The 18,408-nt window shown below is 38.1% G+C and carries 15 protein-coding genes; 9 read left to right on the forward strand and 6 right to left on the reverse strand.

Features of this window, described 5'->3' with window-relative positions:
• Positions 1-534 precede the first annotated feature (534 nt).
• The 4 genes from idi to PSE72_RS17510 form a co-directional block, all read right to left on the reverse strand.
• Entirely contained in the window at positions 535-1,056 is a 522-nt protein-coding gene (gene idi / locus PSE72_RS17495; RefSeq protein ID WP_115166577.1) for an isopentenyl-diphosphate Delta-isomerase, read from the reverse strand.
• Between the two features lie 145 nt (positions 1,057-1,201).
• Positions 1,202-1,858 carry a two-component system response regulator NarL gene (gene narL, locus PSE72_RS17500; protein WP_004914835.1) on the reverse strand — a complete coding sequence of 219 codons (657 nt, stop codon included), beginning with the start codon at positions 1,856-1,858 and terminating at the stop codon, positions 1,202-1,204.
• 18 nt (positions 1,859-1,876) lie between these two features.
• Positions 1,877-3,634 (reverse strand): nitrate/nitrite two-component system sensor histidine kinase NarX, encoded by a 1,758-nt coding sequence (gene narX, locus PSE72_RS17505; RefSeq protein ID WP_115166578.1) that lies wholly within the window; start codon positions 3,632-3,634, stop codon positions 1,877-1,879.
• A gap of 373 nt (positions 3,635-4,007) precedes the next feature.
• On the reverse strand, positions 4,008-4,922 hold the full coding sequence (locus tag PSE72_RS17510; protein WP_272691039.1) for a DUF808 domain-containing protein: 915 nt from the start codon (positions 4,920-4,922) through the stop codon (positions 4,008-4,010).
• A 303-nt stretch (positions 4,923-5,225) separates the two neighbouring features.
• Between PSE72_RS17510 and PSE72_RS17515 the strand changes: the two genes are divergently transcribed.
• Complete coding sequence (locus PSE72_RS17515) at positions 5,226-6,212, forward strand: glycosyltransferase (RefSeq protein ID WP_115166580.1); 987 nt, start codon at positions 5,226-5,228, stop codon at positions 6,210-6,212.
• Between the two features lie 43 nt (positions 6,213-6,255).
• On the opposite strand, the gene uriH is transcribed toward PSE72_RS17515, so the two are convergent.
• Positions 6,256-7,200, reverse strand: a complete 945-nt coding sequence (gene uriH, locus PSE72_RS17520; protein WP_004914829.1) for a uridine-preferring nucleoside hydrolase UriH — start codon at positions 7,198-7,200, stop codon at positions 6,256-6,258.
• Between the two features lie 265 nt (positions 7,201-7,465).
• On the opposite strand from uriH, the gene PSE72_RS17525 reads away from it, so the two are divergent.
• From PSE72_RS17525 to PSE72_RS17540, 4 genes are all read left to right on the forward strand, one after another.
• Complete coding sequence (locus tag PSE72_RS17525; RefSeq protein WP_115166581.1) at positions 7,466-8,209, forward strand: helix-turn-helix transcriptional regulator; 744 nt, start codon at positions 7,466-7,468, stop codon at positions 8,207-8,209.
• A 341-nt stretch (positions 8,210-8,550) separates the two neighbouring features.
• Complete coding sequence (locus PSE72_RS17530; RefSeq protein ID WP_115166582.1) at positions 8,551-9,855, forward strand: NAD(P)/FAD-dependent oxidoreductase; 1,305 nt, start codon at positions 8,551-8,553, stop codon at positions 9,853-9,855.
• Positions 9,856-9,904: 49 nt separating this feature from the next.
• Positions 9,905-10,273, forward strand: coding sequence for a cupin domain-containing protein (locus tag PSE72_RS17535; RefSeq protein WP_109911826.1), 369 nt, complete (start codon positions 9,905-9,907; stop codon positions 10,271-10,273).
• 28 nt (positions 10,274-10,301) lie between these two features.
• Positions 10,302-11,795, forward strand: a complete 1,494-nt coding sequence (locus PSE72_RS17540; protein ID WP_217007887.1) for an aldehyde dehydrogenase family protein — start codon at positions 10,302-10,304, stop codon at positions 11,793-11,795.
• A 145-nt stretch (positions 11,796-11,940) separates the two neighbouring features.
• On the opposite strand, the gene PSE72_RS17545 is transcribed toward PSE72_RS17540, so the two are convergent.
• Positions 11,941-12,603 (reverse strand): helix-turn-helix domain-containing protein, encoded by a 663-nt coding sequence (locus PSE72_RS17545; protein WP_115166583.1) that lies wholly within the window; start codon positions 12,601-12,603, stop codon positions 11,941-11,943.
• Between the two features lie 397 nt (positions 12,604-13,000).
• Between PSE72_RS17545 and PSE72_RS17550 the strand changes: the two genes are divergently transcribed.
• From PSE72_RS17550 to phoA, 4 genes are all read left to right on the forward strand, one after another.
• Positions 13,001-14,491 (forward strand): APC family permease, encoded by a 1,491-nt coding sequence (locus PSE72_RS17550; protein WP_004914823.1) that lies wholly within the window; start codon positions 13,001-13,003, stop codon positions 14,489-14,491.
• Positions 14,466-15,080, forward strand: coding sequence for a DUF3156 family protein (locus PSE72_RS17555; RefSeq protein ID WP_232801102.1), 615 nt, complete (start codon positions 14,466-14,468; stop codon positions 15,078-15,080). Before PSE72_RS17550 ends, PSE72_RS17555 begins: the two co-directional genes overlap by 26 nt.
• Before the next feature lie 58 nt (positions 15,081-15,138).
• Positions 15,139-16,707 (forward strand): alpha/beta hydrolase-fold protein, encoded by a 1,569-nt coding sequence (locus PSE72_RS17560; protein WP_272691040.1) that lies wholly within the window; start codon positions 15,139-15,141, stop codon positions 16,705-16,707.
• A gap of 181 nt (positions 16,708-16,888) precedes the next feature.
• Complete coding sequence (gene phoA / locus PSE72_RS17565) at positions 16,889-18,328, forward strand: alkaline phosphatase (protein ID WP_004914820.1); 1,440 nt, start codon at positions 16,889-16,891, stop codon at positions 18,326-18,328.
• Positions 18,329-18,408: the final 80 nt, after the last annotated feature.

The following is an 18,408-nucleotide window of genomic DNA, read 5'->3' on the forward strand; positions in this document are numbered from 1 at the left end:
TATTCAGGGGGGAATGCGATTGAGGGGGTAAGGTAGTGAGTAATAGCTCACTTCTATTTGGGCTACAGAGGGGATGGGAAGATAGGAGGGAAGAATTAAATCAAGGCGTTGCACTCTGAGTATTCAGGGGGGAATGCGATTGAGGGGGTAAGGTAGTGAGTAATAGCTCACTTATTATAGGATTAAAAATATATCGGGTAAAAGAAAGTAATAAAATATAGTGAATAAGGCCGCAGTAAGTTTTAAGTGATTACTTACTATAGAAATATACCAGTAAATTTTATTAATAATGCAATTATATTCAATGAATAAATAATAATGACAATATTTAGTATTAAAAATAATTCAATGGAAAAGATTAGTTAGCCTACGTTGAGAATTGAGATTAAACTAGCACTATTTATTTATGTGAAACTGATAATTAAATTATTTTCTTGTCTATAATATATCTTTATGGTATGTGATTTTATATAAATATTTTTTATGATTTGAATGGTGTATTAAAAGTTAAATTATAAATTAAATATTATAAACTCATTTATTTAAAATATTTAATAGGGCAAAATCTTCCAATATTTTTTTAAACCACGGTGTAAATATTTCAGGAGTAAGAACGATCTCTTGTTTTAATTGAGGAAGAGTTACCCACCTTATAGATGAGACTTCTTCCCTATTTGGTTGAATATATTGGTTATAATAACCAATAAAAATATGGTCATATTCATGTTCAATTAAGCCCCCCTGAACATCAGCTTTATAAATTAAGGAGCCTACATGCGTTAATGGAGTGATAAATCCTAGCTCTTCTTGAAGTCTACGTTCAGCGGCTTTCTGAGTATCCTCATTAGGTTTAGGATGACTACAGCAAGAATTCGCCCATTGCCCTGCTGAATGATATTTATGAAGTGCCCGTTGTTGAATTAATAGCTCATTTTGCTCATTAAAGATAAATACTGAAAATGCTCGATGTAGATAACCGAGTTGATGTGCCAATAATTTTGACATAACACCAACAGGTTCATCATGTTCATTAACTAAAATTAATTCATCTTCCATTTATACTATTTTCCATCATAAAAATTATTACACTAGTTTAGTATAATTAAAAATATAAGTTTGCATATTAGAGCTGTTTATTAGTTAACATGATTTTTTCAAAGCTCACAGCTATCATAAGGTTATATAGCTGTGAGATTAAAAATTATTTTTGTTGTAACACCCAAACAGCGGCTTCAACCCTTGATTTTAAATTGAGCTTTTTAAGTAAATGTTTAACATGTACTTTTACTGTGCTTTCTGCGATATCTAGTTTACGAGCTATCATTTTATTTGATAAGCCTTGTGATATCAGCTCTAGAATATCGGCTTCTCTTGGTGTTAATGAAGTTATATTATTATCATCTTGTGTGGTATTGTCTCTGAGTGATTCAGCAAGTACAGATGCTAATGTTGGGCTAACAACTAACTTACCGCTAGCGGCTTCTTTTAGGGCGACTATAAGCTCTTCAGGCTCCATATCTTTAAGCAAATAGCCATCAGCACCTCTTTTTAGTGCATTGACTAAGTCATCACTATAATTAGAAACAGTAAAAAGAATAATCCTACCGGATAGTTCTCGCTTTCTAAGTTCATCAAGAGTTTCAAAACCATTCATTCCAGGCATGTTGAGATCCAGTAAAATAAGATCAGGATCTTGCTCTTCAGCGATCTGTATACCTGTTTTACCATCTCCTGCTTCACCGATAACTTGTAATGAAGATTCCAAACTAATCAATTGCTTGACTCCATTTCTTAGCATCGGATGATCATCAATAAGTAGAATGGTTGATTTTTCGTTTACTATATTTGTATTTTCCATAGATGATTTTCCGGTATGTTAAGCGTCAGATAAAGGAAAGGTAACTTTTACCTCTGTTCCACCTTGAGGCCTAGGTGTAATACAACAATTACCATTAAGGCTTAAAGCTCTTTCTCTCATAATAATAAGCCCATAATGATTAAGTTTATCAGTGTTTGACGTGATCCCTGCACCATCGTCGATAATGGTAATAGTAACAATACCATCATACTGGTTTAATGAAACCTCAGCCGATGTTGCATTAGCATGTTTTAGAATATTAGTTAATGCTTCTCGGACGATTTGTATAATATGAATAGATTGGTGTGGTGAAATACTCTTTGCGGGTAGGTCGTAGTTTAAGGTTACTGTATACCCCATACGTTCGCTAAATTCACTAATGGTACTTTCTAATGAGGGAAGTAGGCCAGGTTCCATTAATTTAAGCCTAAATGTGGTTAATAGCTCTCTCAGTTGGCTATATGCGGTATTAATTTCGCTGCGCATTTCTGTTAAAAGCTGTTGAGGTTTTTCTGGTAATGGCTCAGGCTGTAATTGCAGATAGCTAATTTGCATTTTCAAACAAGATAAAGACTGAGCGATAGAATCATGAAGTTCGCGTGCAATTGCAGAACGTTCATCCATGATAAGCAACTGTTGTTGTTGTTCTATTTGGTGCTCCATCGCGAGCATACCAGAGATTTGTTTTGCTAGAACAGAAACGAGGTTGTTTTGTTCGTCTGAAAGTATTTGATTATCTTCAATCTCACCAATAATAACGCCATAACGATGCATATTGTCTGATAAATCCCATTGTATGCTGAGAGGTTTATCGATTGAAATTTGTTGTTTTAGTTTCGTTGTCTTCTCTTCAGATAATCCGGTTGAATGGCAACATATTTCATGAAAATAGGCTTCATTACTTTCTTCATACAACCGTAAACTTAGATTTTTGAGTATGGTAATGTTTTCTAGTTCAATAAGGACTTTTTGTAATCGCAAATAGAGGGGATCTGATGAATGAAGAATTTGGTTTGATTGATATAAATAAGATAACACTTTATTTTTTGTGATTAAATCTGCAGTTTTTTCTGCAACTCTTTCTTCAAGTTGATGATAGCTTAGCGCTAATTCATCTGACATTTGATTCAGCGTTTCTCCTAATGCGTTTAACTCATCTTGCCTATTATTTTTAGGGTAGCGTTGGCTAAAATCTTTTCGCCCAATCGCATTGACCATTGATAATAATTTAACCCATGGGTAATAAATTTTTCTTCTTAAGTGCCAGATGGTTCCCATAAGTAATAAGAATACTAAGCTAATAAAAATCAGTTGTGTCATAGCTACATAAGCAATCTTTCTTTCTGTTTTCTCATCAATATTATGAACCAATTCATCAAGTTTACTTACAAATGATATAACTTCGTACCTTGCATCGTTAGGCGTATTTGCTTCCATTAATGAAGGTCGTAAGATATGTAACCAGTAATTATAGAGCTCATCAAATTGAGGCGTTAAGCTTTCAATTTTTACAACTTGAGTCAGTTCTGGGCTAATGAGGTCAGATTCTAATGCGTCGAGATAACGCTGATTTTGAGTATTCAGAGGGACGAGAGAAAGCAATCTGTAGCTCTGCATTCGTAGTGAACCTGATTTATTTATTGCGTGAGCATTACCTTGTACACTTATAATCATTCGATTAGAAATCGTCATCCCAATAATTCCTAAGATCGCAATAAGTAGCATAAGGCCGATTACTTGGTTAATAATTGAAAATCGACGATACAGTGTGGGCATGTGTCACTTCCTTAAAGAGTCGCGCTAGCGAACTTAAAATGCATAGTTCTAGTATTGTTCATAAAGGGGCGAACATTAAATATACTACTTTGGTAGTAATTTTCTGGTGTTATAACAAAATAGAAAATAGAAAATAAAATTTCTCTTTAAGTTTTGTACTTTTATTTATTGATATATAAGATTAAATTTGGTTTAGTCTGGAATGGGGATACGTATTATAGCTTAAATTAAAGATGAATTTCCTTTGATTTAGATCAGTTTAAATATCGATGAAAATCAATGTGTAAAATAATATACACCGAAAAATGTTACTGAAAAATTATCGAATGGTAGGAGTAAAGATAGCTCTAATCGATAGAGCTATCTTTTTGTTTTAGGCTTTTTTAAATTTTTTGAATAGTGAGATTATCACGACAAGGATTAGGCCGGTTACTAGCCCAAAACATAAATTAATTATAGTCGGTAAGACAAACTGCATAGTACTACCAATGATAGGTGTTAAGGTTGTGGTAAATGATATTTCGGTAATCCATTCTGAAATATAGCTGATACCGTGCGTTAGGATACCTCCACCGACCATAAACATCGCAGCTGTTCCTACAATAGATAATGTTTTCATGAGATAAGGAGTCGCATAAATTAAGGCATTACCACATTTTTTTAATAAAGAAGAGGTTTTCTTCTGTAAATAAAAGCCTAAGTCATCTAATTTCACAATACCTGCAACTAAGCCATACACACCGACAGTCATCACGATAGCAATGATAGAGAGTACGGCCACTTGGTTGATAAAAGAGGTAGTGGAAACAATGCCGAGTGTGATGGCAATAATTTCAGCTGATAAAACAAAATCGGTACGAATAGCTCCTTTGATTTTTTTACTTTCAAATTCCTTAAGTTCTTCTGCTGATAATTGCAATTGGTGTTGGGGAGTAGAATCTTTTGCATTAGAATGCAATAGCTTATGAGTGATTTTTTCTGCTCCTTCAAAACAAAGATAGGCTCCACCAATCATGAGTAGAGGTGTGATAGCCCAAGGGATAAACGCACTGATTAACAACGCTAAAGGAACAAGTATTAATTTATTAACAAATGACCCTTTAGCGACGGCCCAAACAACAGGAATTTCCCTCTCTGCACGAACACCTGTGACTTGCTGGGCGTTTAGTGCGAGGTCATCACCTAAAACTCCGGATGTTTTTTTGGCAGCCATTTTTGTCATGACGGAAACATCGTCTAGTACAGCGGCAATATCATCAAGTAATGTGAGTAAGCTACTTCCAGCCACAAGAATATCCTCAATATTTTTTAAGGTGTCATTAATGTTTATTAGGTCAATTAATGGATAATTAGTTCATTACAATATAAATCATACTTACAAATAAGATAATTCCATTGCAGATTGATAAATCTGAATTTTAAATTATTAAATTTTTATGACAATGGAACCAATGTGATTTTTTCTTTTCTAAATTATTAATTTTAGTGAAGTAACATGAAGTGACATATTGCTATCTGCTACTTTGCTTTATATTTGGTTTAATTATTTAGCTTATGAATAATTTTTAATAGATTGGTATAGGGTTAATACATGTCTTCTCAGCCAGTTTTGAGTATTGTCGTTGCTGTATATAATGGTGAAAAATTTCTACCTCAGTTTTTTGATAGCTTAATCGCGCAAAAGTTAGAAAATTGGGAGTTGATCGTTGTTAATGATGGTTCTAAAGATAAAAGTGAAGACATCATTAAGTCTTACGCAGATAAATTTGTACATTTAAAAGTGCTTTATCAAGAGAACCAAGGCGTATCAGTTGCCCGTAATACGGGGATGGTAGAGGCTACGGGAAAATATATTACATTCCCTGATATTGACGATGAAATTAGCCCTAAAATGTATGGGCGTTTATTAGAAATAGCATTATCAAATGACCTCGATGTTGCAACCTGTAATGGAACTTATGTTTATACTAATGGTGATGCACCAAAGGCAATTTTTCCACCGAATAAAGTCCCGTCAACTGGGGTAATTTCAGGCCCTGAATGGCTTGAAATTGGCTTAAGTTCACGCAAGTTTCTGCATGTAACTTGGCTGAATTTATATCGTTTGGACATGTTGCGCCAACACAAATTTTTCTTTGAGCCTAAGTTACATCATCAAGACATTCCTTGGACGACGGAAGTCTTACTCGTGGCGAAGCGCGTGCAATTTATTAATGAACAATACTACCGATATTTAATCCATAACCAATCTGTTTCGCACTCATTAAGTGGTGATGAACGCTCTGTCCGCAAGATAAAAACGTATTTGAAGATTATTGATATGCTGCTAAATATTTACCAGCGTTATCCTGAACAAGTTAAACAGGCACCAGCTTGCTTATGGCAGGTAGGAAAGGAAGGTTTGGGGGTGATTCAAGCGCTATTAGCCATTAAATCACCCGATGTACAGAAGGAAATGGTACAACTATTTTTTGATAAGGGTTATTGGCAAATAGTGTGGGCGCATGCAACAACAGTAAAATTAAAATGGCGATTAATTAGACGCTACACTAAGTTAAAAGAAATTATCAAATCATAATCTTCTGAAAAGGTAGCTGTTTTTATAGGCTACCTTTTTGTTTTTATTTTTCTAGTTGCTTTAGAGAAGCAATAAACATATCCCATAACTGAGGGTTATTTAATGTTGTGGCGACTTGTGTGTGGCAATCTGCTTTAGCTGGATGGCGAAAGTCAGTCACTGTCATACCTGTTGTTAGAGCGCCTTGTAGCTCGATATCAATTGGAGCCTTAATCGTTTCCATTATGGATGGGTCGATAACATAAGCAACAGCGCATAGGTCGTGAACCGGGGCGTGGTCAGTATAGCCATTACGTCTACGGTAACCTGCCGTGTAGTAATTTAGAGATTCAACAACAAAGTCACTTACAGGTGTATTTAACGCTGCAATTGCTTCCATTATTTGGTCGTCTGGCCTTGCTTGGTGTGTAAGGTCTAACCCAATCATAGTGATAGGCCAAGTTTCATTAAACACGATATGAGCAGCTTCAGGGTCTATAAGGATATTGAATTCGGCGACTGCAGTACGGTTGCCCGTATGGTATCCTCCTCCCATTAAAACAACTTCTTTTACTAATTCTACAATTTCAGGTGCTTTCCTCACGGCTAAAGCAATATTTGTGAGTCCTCCGATAGGTACGAGAGTAACCGTTTTAGAGGGATGTGACTTTAGCGTATCAATAATTAAGTCCACAGCGTGGCGTTGGTCAATAGGTAATTTGGGTTCAGGGAGGTGAGTGCCGTCCAGTCCTGTTGTTCCATGAACTTCTGGGGCAGTCTGTATTGTTCTCACTAATGGCCTAGAGCAACCAGCAGCGATAGGGATATCATTTGCACTAACGAATTCCATAATTGCGCGTGCATTATAAGTAACTTTGTCTAAAGTTTGGTTTCCGACAACCGTCGTTACCGCAAGTAACTCTACATTTGAATTGCCTAATGCTAAGAAAATTGCCATTGCATCATCATGGCCAGGGTCACAATCGATAATAATTTTATTGCTAGACATTATTTCTCCTTTTATTAGGTTATTTACTTTTAATTAACATAATATATGGATGAATTTATTTTTATGTGATGTAAGTTCTATTTTTATGAATACTAATGTAATGAAATTATTCATTAGGGTTACTAATAGAGAGTGATGTGATTAACATATTAATAACAATCGTGTTGAGTTTATAAAGATAATGTGTTCTTTATGAAGTTTTAAGCAATATAAATGAAGCCGCCTAGAGGGGTTTTATTAATTAGTTAATAATTGTGGAGGCAGAATGGAGAGCTATCTGGAAAAACTACCTGATGTCATTGATTCTGTTGCAACTAACCAGTTTTATCCTAATTTATTATCATGGTTATCTTCACTTATTGCATTCGATAATGCGATTGTTTACTCCTTTGAAAAAGGAGCTCCACCCCGATTTCTTTCTAAAGTAGAGCGCCGCAATAGCGATAGTATTAATAGAATCTATCAACGAGGTGCTTATTTAATGGATCCATTCTACCAAGAAATCCAAAAGGGAGGGGCTTCCAAAGTATTAACATTAAAAGAACTTGCTCCTAAAGGGTTTTACCATACAGATTATTATCTCAATTTTTATCGTAAGACAGGGTGGTGTGATGAAGCTGGGCTGTTATTAGATATTTCAACTGACAGGCAATTAGGCATTTTTTTTGGTAATGAAGATAGGCCTTTTTTCTCGGGAAAATATACGCAAGCGCCCCTTAAAGACGCCTTCGATATCATTCGTAGTATGGTGAAACTTCATAAAGATGTTTCTCCTTCTTCGGTGTCGAACCACCATCAAAATACTGATATGCAAACACGATTTGGGCTGACACCAAGAGAGTGTGAAGTTGTCGAATTAATCTTAGCAGGTAAAGGTTCACCACAAATTGCACAGATGCTTTTCATTAGTTTAGGAACAGTGAAAAATCATCGTAAAAATATCTATCAAAAACTAAGTATTAATTCACAGGTTGAATTATTTAACTTATTAATGAATAGGTTAAGCTAAGTATAATGTGTTTTTATATTTATTTTAACCTAGTGATTTAATAGCATTTTATGGCTTGTTATCTTTTTTATTGCTGCATTATTTTTTTTTATTTTTGTCTAGATGATTTGTATGAACTAAAATTAAATTAATAATCATTATTATTAATATGAGAATGGTTTTCTAATTATTTGATTTTTAAATTTTTTTTTTATTTTTTTAAAATTTTATTATTATTTAAATATTCTACTTACGTCACAATTGTTAACTTTATGTTTCGAATATCCCTAAAGGGCTATGTAATTGTTAATGTAAGGTTAAGATAATCGAGTTATCGAAAGATACTAAATAGGGTATCCATAATGAATAACCAAGTAGAATCATTGACTTACTATGCAGCAACTAAAAAGTATGACTTACGTTTTCCTACGCTAAAGGAAGATCTTGATGTTGATGTGGTGATTATTGGTGGTGGTTTTTCTGGGATCCATACTGCGCTTGAGCTGTGTGAGAAAGGGATTACCAATATCGCTATTTTGGAAGGACGGCACCTTGGCTACGGTGGTTCAGGGCGTAATGGCGGGCAAGTAATGGCGGGCATTGGCCATGATATCGATGCAATCAAAAAATATGTCGGGCCAGAGGGTTTAGAAACGATTTTTAAACTCAGCAATATGGGCGCAGGGATCATGCGTGATCGTATCGCTAAATATGATATTGATGCAGATTTTTGCCGTGGTTACGCATACTTAGGTAGTAATAAGCGCCAAGAAAAAACCTTACGCAGTTGGCTAAAAGATTTTAAGTCAGTTGATCCTGATGAAGAAATTGAGTTTTACAGTGGCTCAGAACTAAAACAGATTATTGGTTCTGATGCTTATACCTGTGGGATCAAACACATGGGTGGCGGTCATGTTCATTCATTGAATTTATTATTGGGTGAAGCGAAAGCGATTAGTGAAATATATGGCGCTAAAATATTTGAAAATAGCCAAGTATTAAATGTGGAATATGGTAATACCATCAAAGTCAGAACTGCGATGGGAACAGTTAAAGCACAGAAAATGCTGTGGGCTTGCGATTCATTTTTAAATGGCCTTGAGCCGACGATTTACCCTAAAACTATTAATACTTACGCATATCAATTAATGACGGAAGAGCTACCTGATGAATTAATCGAGCAAATTAGCCCAATTCGTGGTGCTTATAGTGATATTCGTCCTGTAATAGATTACTACCGGGTGACGAATGAGAATCGCCTATTATTTGGCAGTTCCACTCATTTTCTTGAATATATTCCGTCTGATCTTAAAGCATGGAATCGTAATTTAATGCTAAAAGTCTTTCCTTATCTCAAAGACGTCAAAATTGAATTAGCTTGGGGTGGACCAATGGCATGTAGTGCAAATTTATTTCCACAAATTGGTTCATTACCACAACACAAAAATGTGTTTTATGCACAGGGCTATTCAGGTTTTGGTGTTACGCCAAGCCAGATTGTGTGCAAAGTTCTTGCTGAAGGGATGGTGGAAGGTTCTCATCGTTATGACTTAATGAGTTCTATCCCGCACGCCAATATTATTGGTAAAGATAGTCTGCGTAATGTGATTGTTTCGTTGGCAAAAATAATGCATCAGACATCCGGTTATTGGCAAGGTCGTCGCTAATTCGTTATCCACCTAACTAGTTTATTAAAATCGATTAAAGGTAAAAATTATGATTAGTCCATTACTGTTAAATAAACCACTACCTGAGTTATTGAATGTTGGTAGCGTGACAAATTTAGGCTCTGTGGTTGTTGAAGGCGATCCTCAAGCGAGTGTTGCAATGATCCACGGTGAACCAACGGATAACCTGACCTGCGGTATTTTTGCTTGTACTAAAGGCAAGTTCAAAATGGTATATCCATTTGATGAAATGGCGACAGTCCACGAAGGTTCGGTGAAGTTAACGGATGTGAAAACCGGTGTGACGGTTGAATACCATAAAGGCGATACCTGGTTTGCCGCGAAAGGTACCGAAGTTTTATGGGAAATTGATACACCACGCTTCGTAAAACATTACTTAGCTTGTGTAAATGCCTAATTAATTTCTATTGAGTGGAGTGATAACAATGAGCGAGTTAACCCTATTACCAGAAGTCAGTGAATTTTTGAAGCGTCAGCACGGTCATTTTATCAACGGGTTACCGGTTTCTGGCAAGGGCGATACTTTTTTTGATGTTGTTAACCCAGCCACTGAACAGGTTATTGCTAAAGTAAAAGAAGGAACTTTAGCGGAAGTTGATGCTGCAATGGATGCGGCTCATACTGCATTTAAAGGGGGTTGGGCAAACACGACACCGATGGAAAGAGGGAATTGCTTAAACCGCCTTGCTGACCTGCTTGAAAAGCATCTTGAAGAATTAGCCCAGTTAGAGACGTTATGTTCAGGTAAAACCATTCAATTATCTCGTTTTCTTGAAGTGGGGTCATCTGCGCAATTCTTGCGTTATTTTGCCGGTTGGGCGACTAAAATTAGTGGGGAAACATTGAATGTTTCATTGCCTTCTTTTAATGGTGAGAAATATTCTGCATTTACCCAGCGTGAACCTGTTGGTGTTGTAGCTGGTATTATTCCTTGGAACTTTTCTATTATGATTTCCATTTGGAAATTAGCGGCTGCTTTAACATGTGGCTGTACGATTGTGTTGAAACCAAGTGAATTTACCCCACTAACCATGCTAAGAGTGGCAGAATTGGCAAAAGAGGCAGGAATTCCTGACGGTGTAATTAATATCGTGAATGGTGGTGGTCGTGAAGTTGGGCCTGCACTAATTCATCATCCACTTTGTTCTAAAGTAACATTTACGGGGTCTGTACCAACTGGGCTGGCAGTAGGGCGTTCAGCAATGGAAGGTAAATTAACCCGAGTAACTCTGGAGCTTGGTGGGAAAAATGGTGCGGCATTCTTAGCTGACCTTCCGGTTGAAAAAATTGTTAATGGGATTATTGAAGCGGGGTATCTAAATCAAGGGCAAATTTGCGCGGCTGCTGAGCGGTTCTATATTCCATCTAAATTGATGGATGAAGTATTAGCGCAACTAAAAACGCGTTTGTCTGCGATGAAAGTCGGTTCTCCATTGGATGAAACAACCGAGATGGGGCCGCTGGCCAATAAAGCGCATTATGAAAAAATCTTAGGTTTGTTTGAAAAAGCTCGCCAAGAGGGTAGTGAAATTATTTATGGTGGCCAACCCATTGCAGGCGCTGGGTACTTTGTGCCTCCAACCATTATTCGTGCTAAAAGCCCAGATGATGTATTGATGAAAGAGGAAACATTTGGGCCAATAGGGACTTTCTTGAGTTACGATGACGAAGAAGAACTTATTGAGATGATGAATAGCACTCCGTTTGGTTTAGCTGCGAGTTTATGGACAAATGATCTTAGTAAAGCAATGCGTATGATTTCACGCATTGAAGCGGGAACGGTATGGGTGAATATGCATACCTTCCTTGACCCCGCAGTGCCATTTGGTGGCATTAAGTCATCAGGTATTGGTCGTGAATTTGGTAGTGCCTTTATTGAGTATTACACAGAGTTAAAATCTGTCATGGTGCGTTATTAGTGTTCAATTTATATTTAATTAATCAACATTTCCCGGCCATCGTGCCGGGTTTTTTATATTTGATAGATACTATGGCTTATTAATCAATTTAAAGACAAAGCTATTGTGGATGTTCATCCGCAGCGGGTGGTCGTTAGATTTATTGTCATTTTTCTTGGCGAATGATAAACCCTGATGAAACAAGCTCGGTTCGGTTAGTCACATTTGCTTTAGTGAAGATATTGCGTAAGTGAGTCTTCACTGTTGATAGCGAAACCCCCAGTAATAATGCAATTCGCTTATTGCTCGCGCCTTCCCGTACTAAATGGATAATTTCTTGTTCTTTGGGGGTATAAGCCACTAAGGAATCAGGTAGTACATCAAATGTCATCAGCTCAGCGACAGGTAAAATAGTATTTAATCGCATGATTTCTTGTTGGCTAAATGGGCTGTCTCGCAGCACCGAAATCCCCGCAATAATTTTATTTTTACGACGAATAAATATTTCCGCCATATCAGTCATGTTATTTGGCTGCATAAAATCATGGAAAAAAGCTTGATTCTGCTGGCGTATTTCAGAATCCATTCTCACTAAGCGTAAATCATCGCTGCGAAAATGGTCAGGGTGTAAAGGATCTAATTGGTGAAAATAAGCGAGATACTCTTCATGCATTTTTGCCGGTATCCCGTGAAGAACGTAGTTATCTGGTTGGCAATGATCATTCACGAGGTAATACACCAATGCAGAAACCGGAATAATATGCGCAATGGTATTTAGGCAGCAATCAATCAATGTTTGTTGATGAGGCTCGAATAATGGTGAATTCATCATATTCCCTTGTGTACTAATCGAATGATTATCATGCCTCTTAATGGATTTAACATAAAATAAACATATTAATAACGTGAAGTTGATAGCAGTATTTAAAACTCATGAAAACCTCATGAATATTGATTTGCTGCTTTTTGGTATCTTTAGAAAGATATTTATTAATATATTAACAAGTGGTTTGTTTGTTACATATTGATATTACTTTAATTATTTTTTTTGTTTTTAAAAATATGGGTACTTTTCGCGAGCTATACTTTATTTCCCCTCTCTCTGGGTATCGTCCTTTAGAACGATAGCAGTGGATTTAAGCTTATTTCTATAGTGGATATGAAACCACTTTATTTTTACAAAAAATTCACATTAATAGCTAGATAGAGAGTGAGAGGGAAGCAAGATGAATTTATCCTCAAAATTGTCGACACATTTAGAAAAAGGGAAAGTTGGCTTTCCGACCACCTTGGCGAGTTCTGCTGGTTTGATTATGGCCAGTCCTGTTATTTTAACCGTCACGAGTGGATTCGGCATCGGTGGCGATACGTTTGCCTTAGCGGTGCTACTCAGTTTCATCATGATGCAAGCTCAGTTAACTACATTTTCGGAGGCTGCGGCCATTCTACCAACGTCAGGCTCAGTATATGACTATATCTCTTGTGGGATGGGACGCTTTTGGGCGATAACAGGTGCGCTTTCGGCTTACTTGATTGTGCATGTATTTGCAGGAACAGCTGAAACTATTCTGTCAGGGATTATGGCTCTCGTTAATTTTGAACATCTCAACACGGTCTTAGAGACCAGTAACTCATCTTGGATGGTTGGTGTTGGGTTGGTTGTCACGTTTGGTATCTTAAATGCATTTGGTATTGAGGCCTTTGGTAAGGTCGAGGTTGTACTGACATTTGCCATGTGGTCCACGTTAGTAATTTTTAGTGTGAGTGGTTTGTTGTTGCCATTTCATGTGGATATGGACGGCTGGTTTGGTCAGCCTCTCAATACTGACCCAACACTAATACTGAGCTTTGTTGGTATGGCAATGTTCATGTTTGTTGGTTGTGAGCTAGTAACCCCAATGGCTCCTGAAATTAAAAATTCCGCGAAAGTGATTCCCCGTGCGATGACAACAGGTTTATTTTGTGTCGCACTCTGTATGGTGTTATTCGGTGCAGCGCTAGCGAACCAAGTGGAAAATGTGGTCGTTGACCCGCTGACAGGTACGCGTTTACTTGAAACACCGATGGCAATCCCTGCATTCGCCGAAATTGTTATGGGTGAGTTTGGTAAATACTGGATAGGTATCGCGTTATTACTGGCTGGTGGAGCGACCATCAATACGTTAATGGCAGCGGTTCCTCGCATTCTTTATGGAATGGCTCTTGATGGGGCATTACCACGCATCTTTGCTTATTTGCACCCTCGTTTTAAAACTCCAGTATTCGGTATTTTAGTAGCTGTGATGATCCCATGTTTGCACGCTTTTGCTATTCAAGGCGACCTTGATCGTATCATTCCATTGGTACTGGCGGCGGTGTGTTCTTGGGGTACGGCTTACTTGCTGGTAACGATTTCAGTAGTGTTATTGCGTATTCGTCGACCTGACTTACATCGAGCCTATCGTTCGCCTTTTTTCCCTATACCGCAAATTATTTCGAGTGTCGGGATTATTTTAGCGATTGTGTATATCACTCCACCAGGCATGAATAAATCGGATATCTATATTCCTTTTGCCATTATGTTAGGTTTAACAGCAGGATATGCATTAATTTGGACCGTTTTTGTACAGAAAGTGAACCCATTTAAACCTGTGGATGTTGAATACGTTTTATCTAATTCCTTCGCTGATGAAGAAATGGAAGGAGGCCAACTTGAGCCATTACGTAACCTCGCCTAAACCGTCTTTGCAGAAGAAAATCGGTAAGTTTATCCAGCAACGTTTGCCTGCCGGATATCAAACAGGATTGACTCTTAACCGTGTTGAGAAGGACATGGCGCCTTATCCATGTGAGTGGGGGGCACCCGGAGTGCTCCATATGCAGCCTCAACCCGAATTAACGATTGAGGTGACTGAACGGACAAGAAAATTGTTTCTCGCTTTTATCGTGTATAGCCGTTTTGCGGTATCTGGCCAATGTACAGATAGTATCAATGCAAAAATTGAAGTAAAAACCCGTGGGACTATAAAGAAGAAGCATGTCCATTTTGTTTCGAAACAGATGGATGGGCAGAAAGTGATTGAATGGCTGAATGAGTACCCAATTATTAGGCAAACATTAGAAGAGCTGGAATTTAATCATTGCGAGATAGAGTTTAGCCGAGGTCGTTGGCGTTGTGAAATTGAGCCTTACACGGCATCAGAAATGGTGAGCCGCATTCCCGCGACTCGTCGTTATTTGAGATTAATAAAAAAACAACGCTATTATTTATTGAGTGCGCTGCAGTTAATTAACCAACTGGTGGAAAAACGTGCTGTGAGCCATTGAGTTTAAAAGAGTTTTTTGATAGTAATAATTATTATCAATTGACTCACTGGAATTTGATGTGAAATCTTTGCCTCTTTTAGGTTGTATGTTGTTTTCTTCTGCGGTGATGGCAACACACGCTGACTGTATGCGTTTATCTGAGCTTTCCTTTGCTGAAGGGGTACATGATAGCGAAGGTCATAGCTGCTTATCTTTTGAAGTATCGCAGCAAGATTTTATAAAACAACGCGGTGAAGGTCTTTCCAAGGTTCTATTATTGGATTCCAATAAACAGCCAGTGCGTGCATTGCAAGAGTACGGTTCAGTACAAGAACCTCATAGTGCAGATTATTTAGTATCAAAAAATGGGGTTTATTATTTAGCGTTGAATGGTGAGCTGGGTAAACCTTGGCAATTAAAGTTTGATGTCACCCAGTACCAGCCTTTAGCCATTAAAAAGGATAATGAACCGGTTAGTCCCAAGCTGCAAAGTTTACTGGATGAATATTATCAAAATGGTGATACAAGCGCATTTTGGCAAGCCGTTGCCGCGCAAGGAACGCCACTGGTTGAAGATTTTTCAAATAGACAAAAACGGGTGACATTCCTTTGGCGTGGCGCGAAAGCAAACGCCTATATTTTAGGTGCGCCGTCAGGTAATCACGAAAGAATGGCCCATTTGGCGGGAACGGATATTTGGTATCGTTCTTTTATCATCCCGAATGATACGTTATCGCAATATAAAATTGCACCTGATATCCCTTCTGTACCGGAAGGCGGTTTTGCCCAACGTAAAGCAATTCTAGTCACCGCGCAGTCTGACCCATATAATTCTCACGTTATTCCTTCCCTAAATGTAGATAAATATAATCGTTTTTCGTTGTTATCATTGGCACCGAACATACGCCAGTGTCACTTTCCTGATGTAGAAAATCGGCAGATTAAAGGCCGTTTAGAGACTTTTACGTTGGTGAGTCAAATATTAAAAAACGAAAGAAAAATAACGGTTTATCAGCCTAATGTACCAATGGAAACACCGGCGTTATTGTTGCTATTGGATGGGCAAATTTACCTGCAAAACTATCAAATGGAGAAATTCTTTGATAAGTGGATGAATCAGGGGAGTTTTCCAGCTATGAATATTATATTTGTTGATAGCATAAATTCAGAGCGTCGTGGGGATGTGCTTCCCCCTAATGATGTCTTTCCTAAGTTGCTGGCGGATGAGCTCATGCCTCAATTAGCACAAATGGGAATTCAAGCATCTGCAAGCCATACGATTATTGCGGGTTCCAGTTATGGTGGGATTGGCGCGACATGGAATGCATTACAACATCCTGAAATCTTCGGTAATGTTATCAGTATGTCAGGATCTTATTGGTGGGCTCCAAAAGATAAAGACCCTGAGTGGTTAATTCGTGAAATCGAAATTATACCAACGCAACCTATCCGTTTTTTCCTTGAGGCCGGCTTATTCGAACAACGCGGTAGTTGGGGGGGAATTATTCAGAACCACTACCGATTACTGGATGTTCTAAAACACAAAGGTTATCAAGTTGATGCTATTGAGTTACCTAGCGGGCACGACTATGTTTCTTGGTGTGAAACGCTTTATGAGGGAACAAATCAACTTGTGTCACAATGGTAAATAGCCATAACACTGATTCACAACAAGCAGCTTATATTTAGCTGCTTTTTCACATTTATGACAAACGTCTTCATTTCGCCATAAAAGCGTCATTCAACTGTCATCTAGCTCCTTTAGCATGCCTGTCATTATTTGAAATACACATTTTCTCTTTTCATTATTGATTGGCAAGGAAACAGTTATGACTGGTAATTTTATGAAATCCCTTTTAGCTGTCACGGTAAGTACTTTAATTTTAGGAAGTGCAGTCCCTGCCTACGCGGCTGATAAAAATGATGCGGTGTCAGAAAACCGTGCGGCACAAGGTGATATCACAAAATTTGGTGGTGCGCGTCGTTTAGCGACAGAGCAAACTGATATCATGAAAGCGGCACTTCACAATGGCCAAGCCAAAAATGTGATTCTGTTTATTGGTGATGGTATGGGTGACTCAGAGATAACCGTTGCCCGTAACTATGCAGAAGGTGCTTCAGGGTTCTTTAAAGGAATCGATGCCTTGCCAATTACAGGCCAATATACCCATTATGCGTTAGATAAGAAAACCCAAAAACCAGACTATGTGACTGACTCTGCAGCGTCTGCCACGGCGTGGTCTTCTGGTGTAAAAACCTACAATGGCGCATTAGGGATTGATGTATTTGGCAACGATCATGAGACATTAATTGAGATAGCTAAACGTAATGGTAAAGCGACGGGTAACGTCACAACCTCTGAGATTCAAGACGCTACGCCAGCTGCACAGTTTTCGCATGTGAGTGCTCGTAAATGTTATGGCCCTGAGGAAACAGCAGAAAAATGTGCGGCTAACGCGCTAGAAAATGGCGGTCGTGGTTCAATTTCAGAGCAACTGTTAGTAACTCGCCCAGATGTCACCCTTGGTGGTGGAGCTAAGAGCTTCAAGCAAGAAGCAAAGGCGGGTGACTACAAAGGTAAAACGTTGGAGCAACAGGCGATTGAGCGTGGGTATAATATTGTGCGTGACGCTAAGTCATTAGACAGCATTACTGTTGCAAATCAAGATAAACCTGTTCTGGGCTTATTCCATGATGGCAACATGACTGTTGCATGGGAAGGCCCGAAAGCGGTTCATTACGGTAATATCAACAATGCGCCGTTAGAATGTAAACCGAATGCTAAGTTAGACCCGAATGCACCAACATTGGCTCAAATGACGAAAAAAGCGATTGAGCTGTTAGAAGTCAACCCAAATGGTTTCTTCTTGCAGGTTGAAAGCGCTTCTATCGATAAGCAAGACCATAAAGCAAATCCATGTGGTCAAATTGGTGAAACTGTCGCTCTCGACCAAGCAGTACAAGTCGGCTTAGATTTCGCTAAAAAACATGGTGATACATTAGTTATCGTGACTGCTGACCATTCACATTCAAGCCAAATTATTCCTGAAGGCACTAAGTCAACGGGTTTAACGCAAGCGTTGATTACTAAAGACGGTTCTGTGATGGTGGTAAATTACGGTAACTCTGAAGAAGATGATTCTCAAGAGCACACAGGTGCTCAGTTACGTGTGGCAGCTTATGGTCCACATGCGGCAAACGTAATGGGTCTGACTGACCAAACTGATTTGTTCTTTACCATGCGCGATGCAATGGGATTGAAGCAATAAACCAACCCTGTAGTAAAAATTCTCCGCAATAGGATGTTGCGGGGAGTTTTTTTATTTCTAGCCCTTTTTTTTCTTATTTT

The organism is Providencia sp. PROV116 (genome assembly GCF_028482485.1).
GTDB classification, from domain to species: domain Bacteria; phylum Pseudomonadota; class Gammaproteobacteria; order Enterobacterales; family Enterobacteriaceae; genus Providencia; species Providencia rettgeri.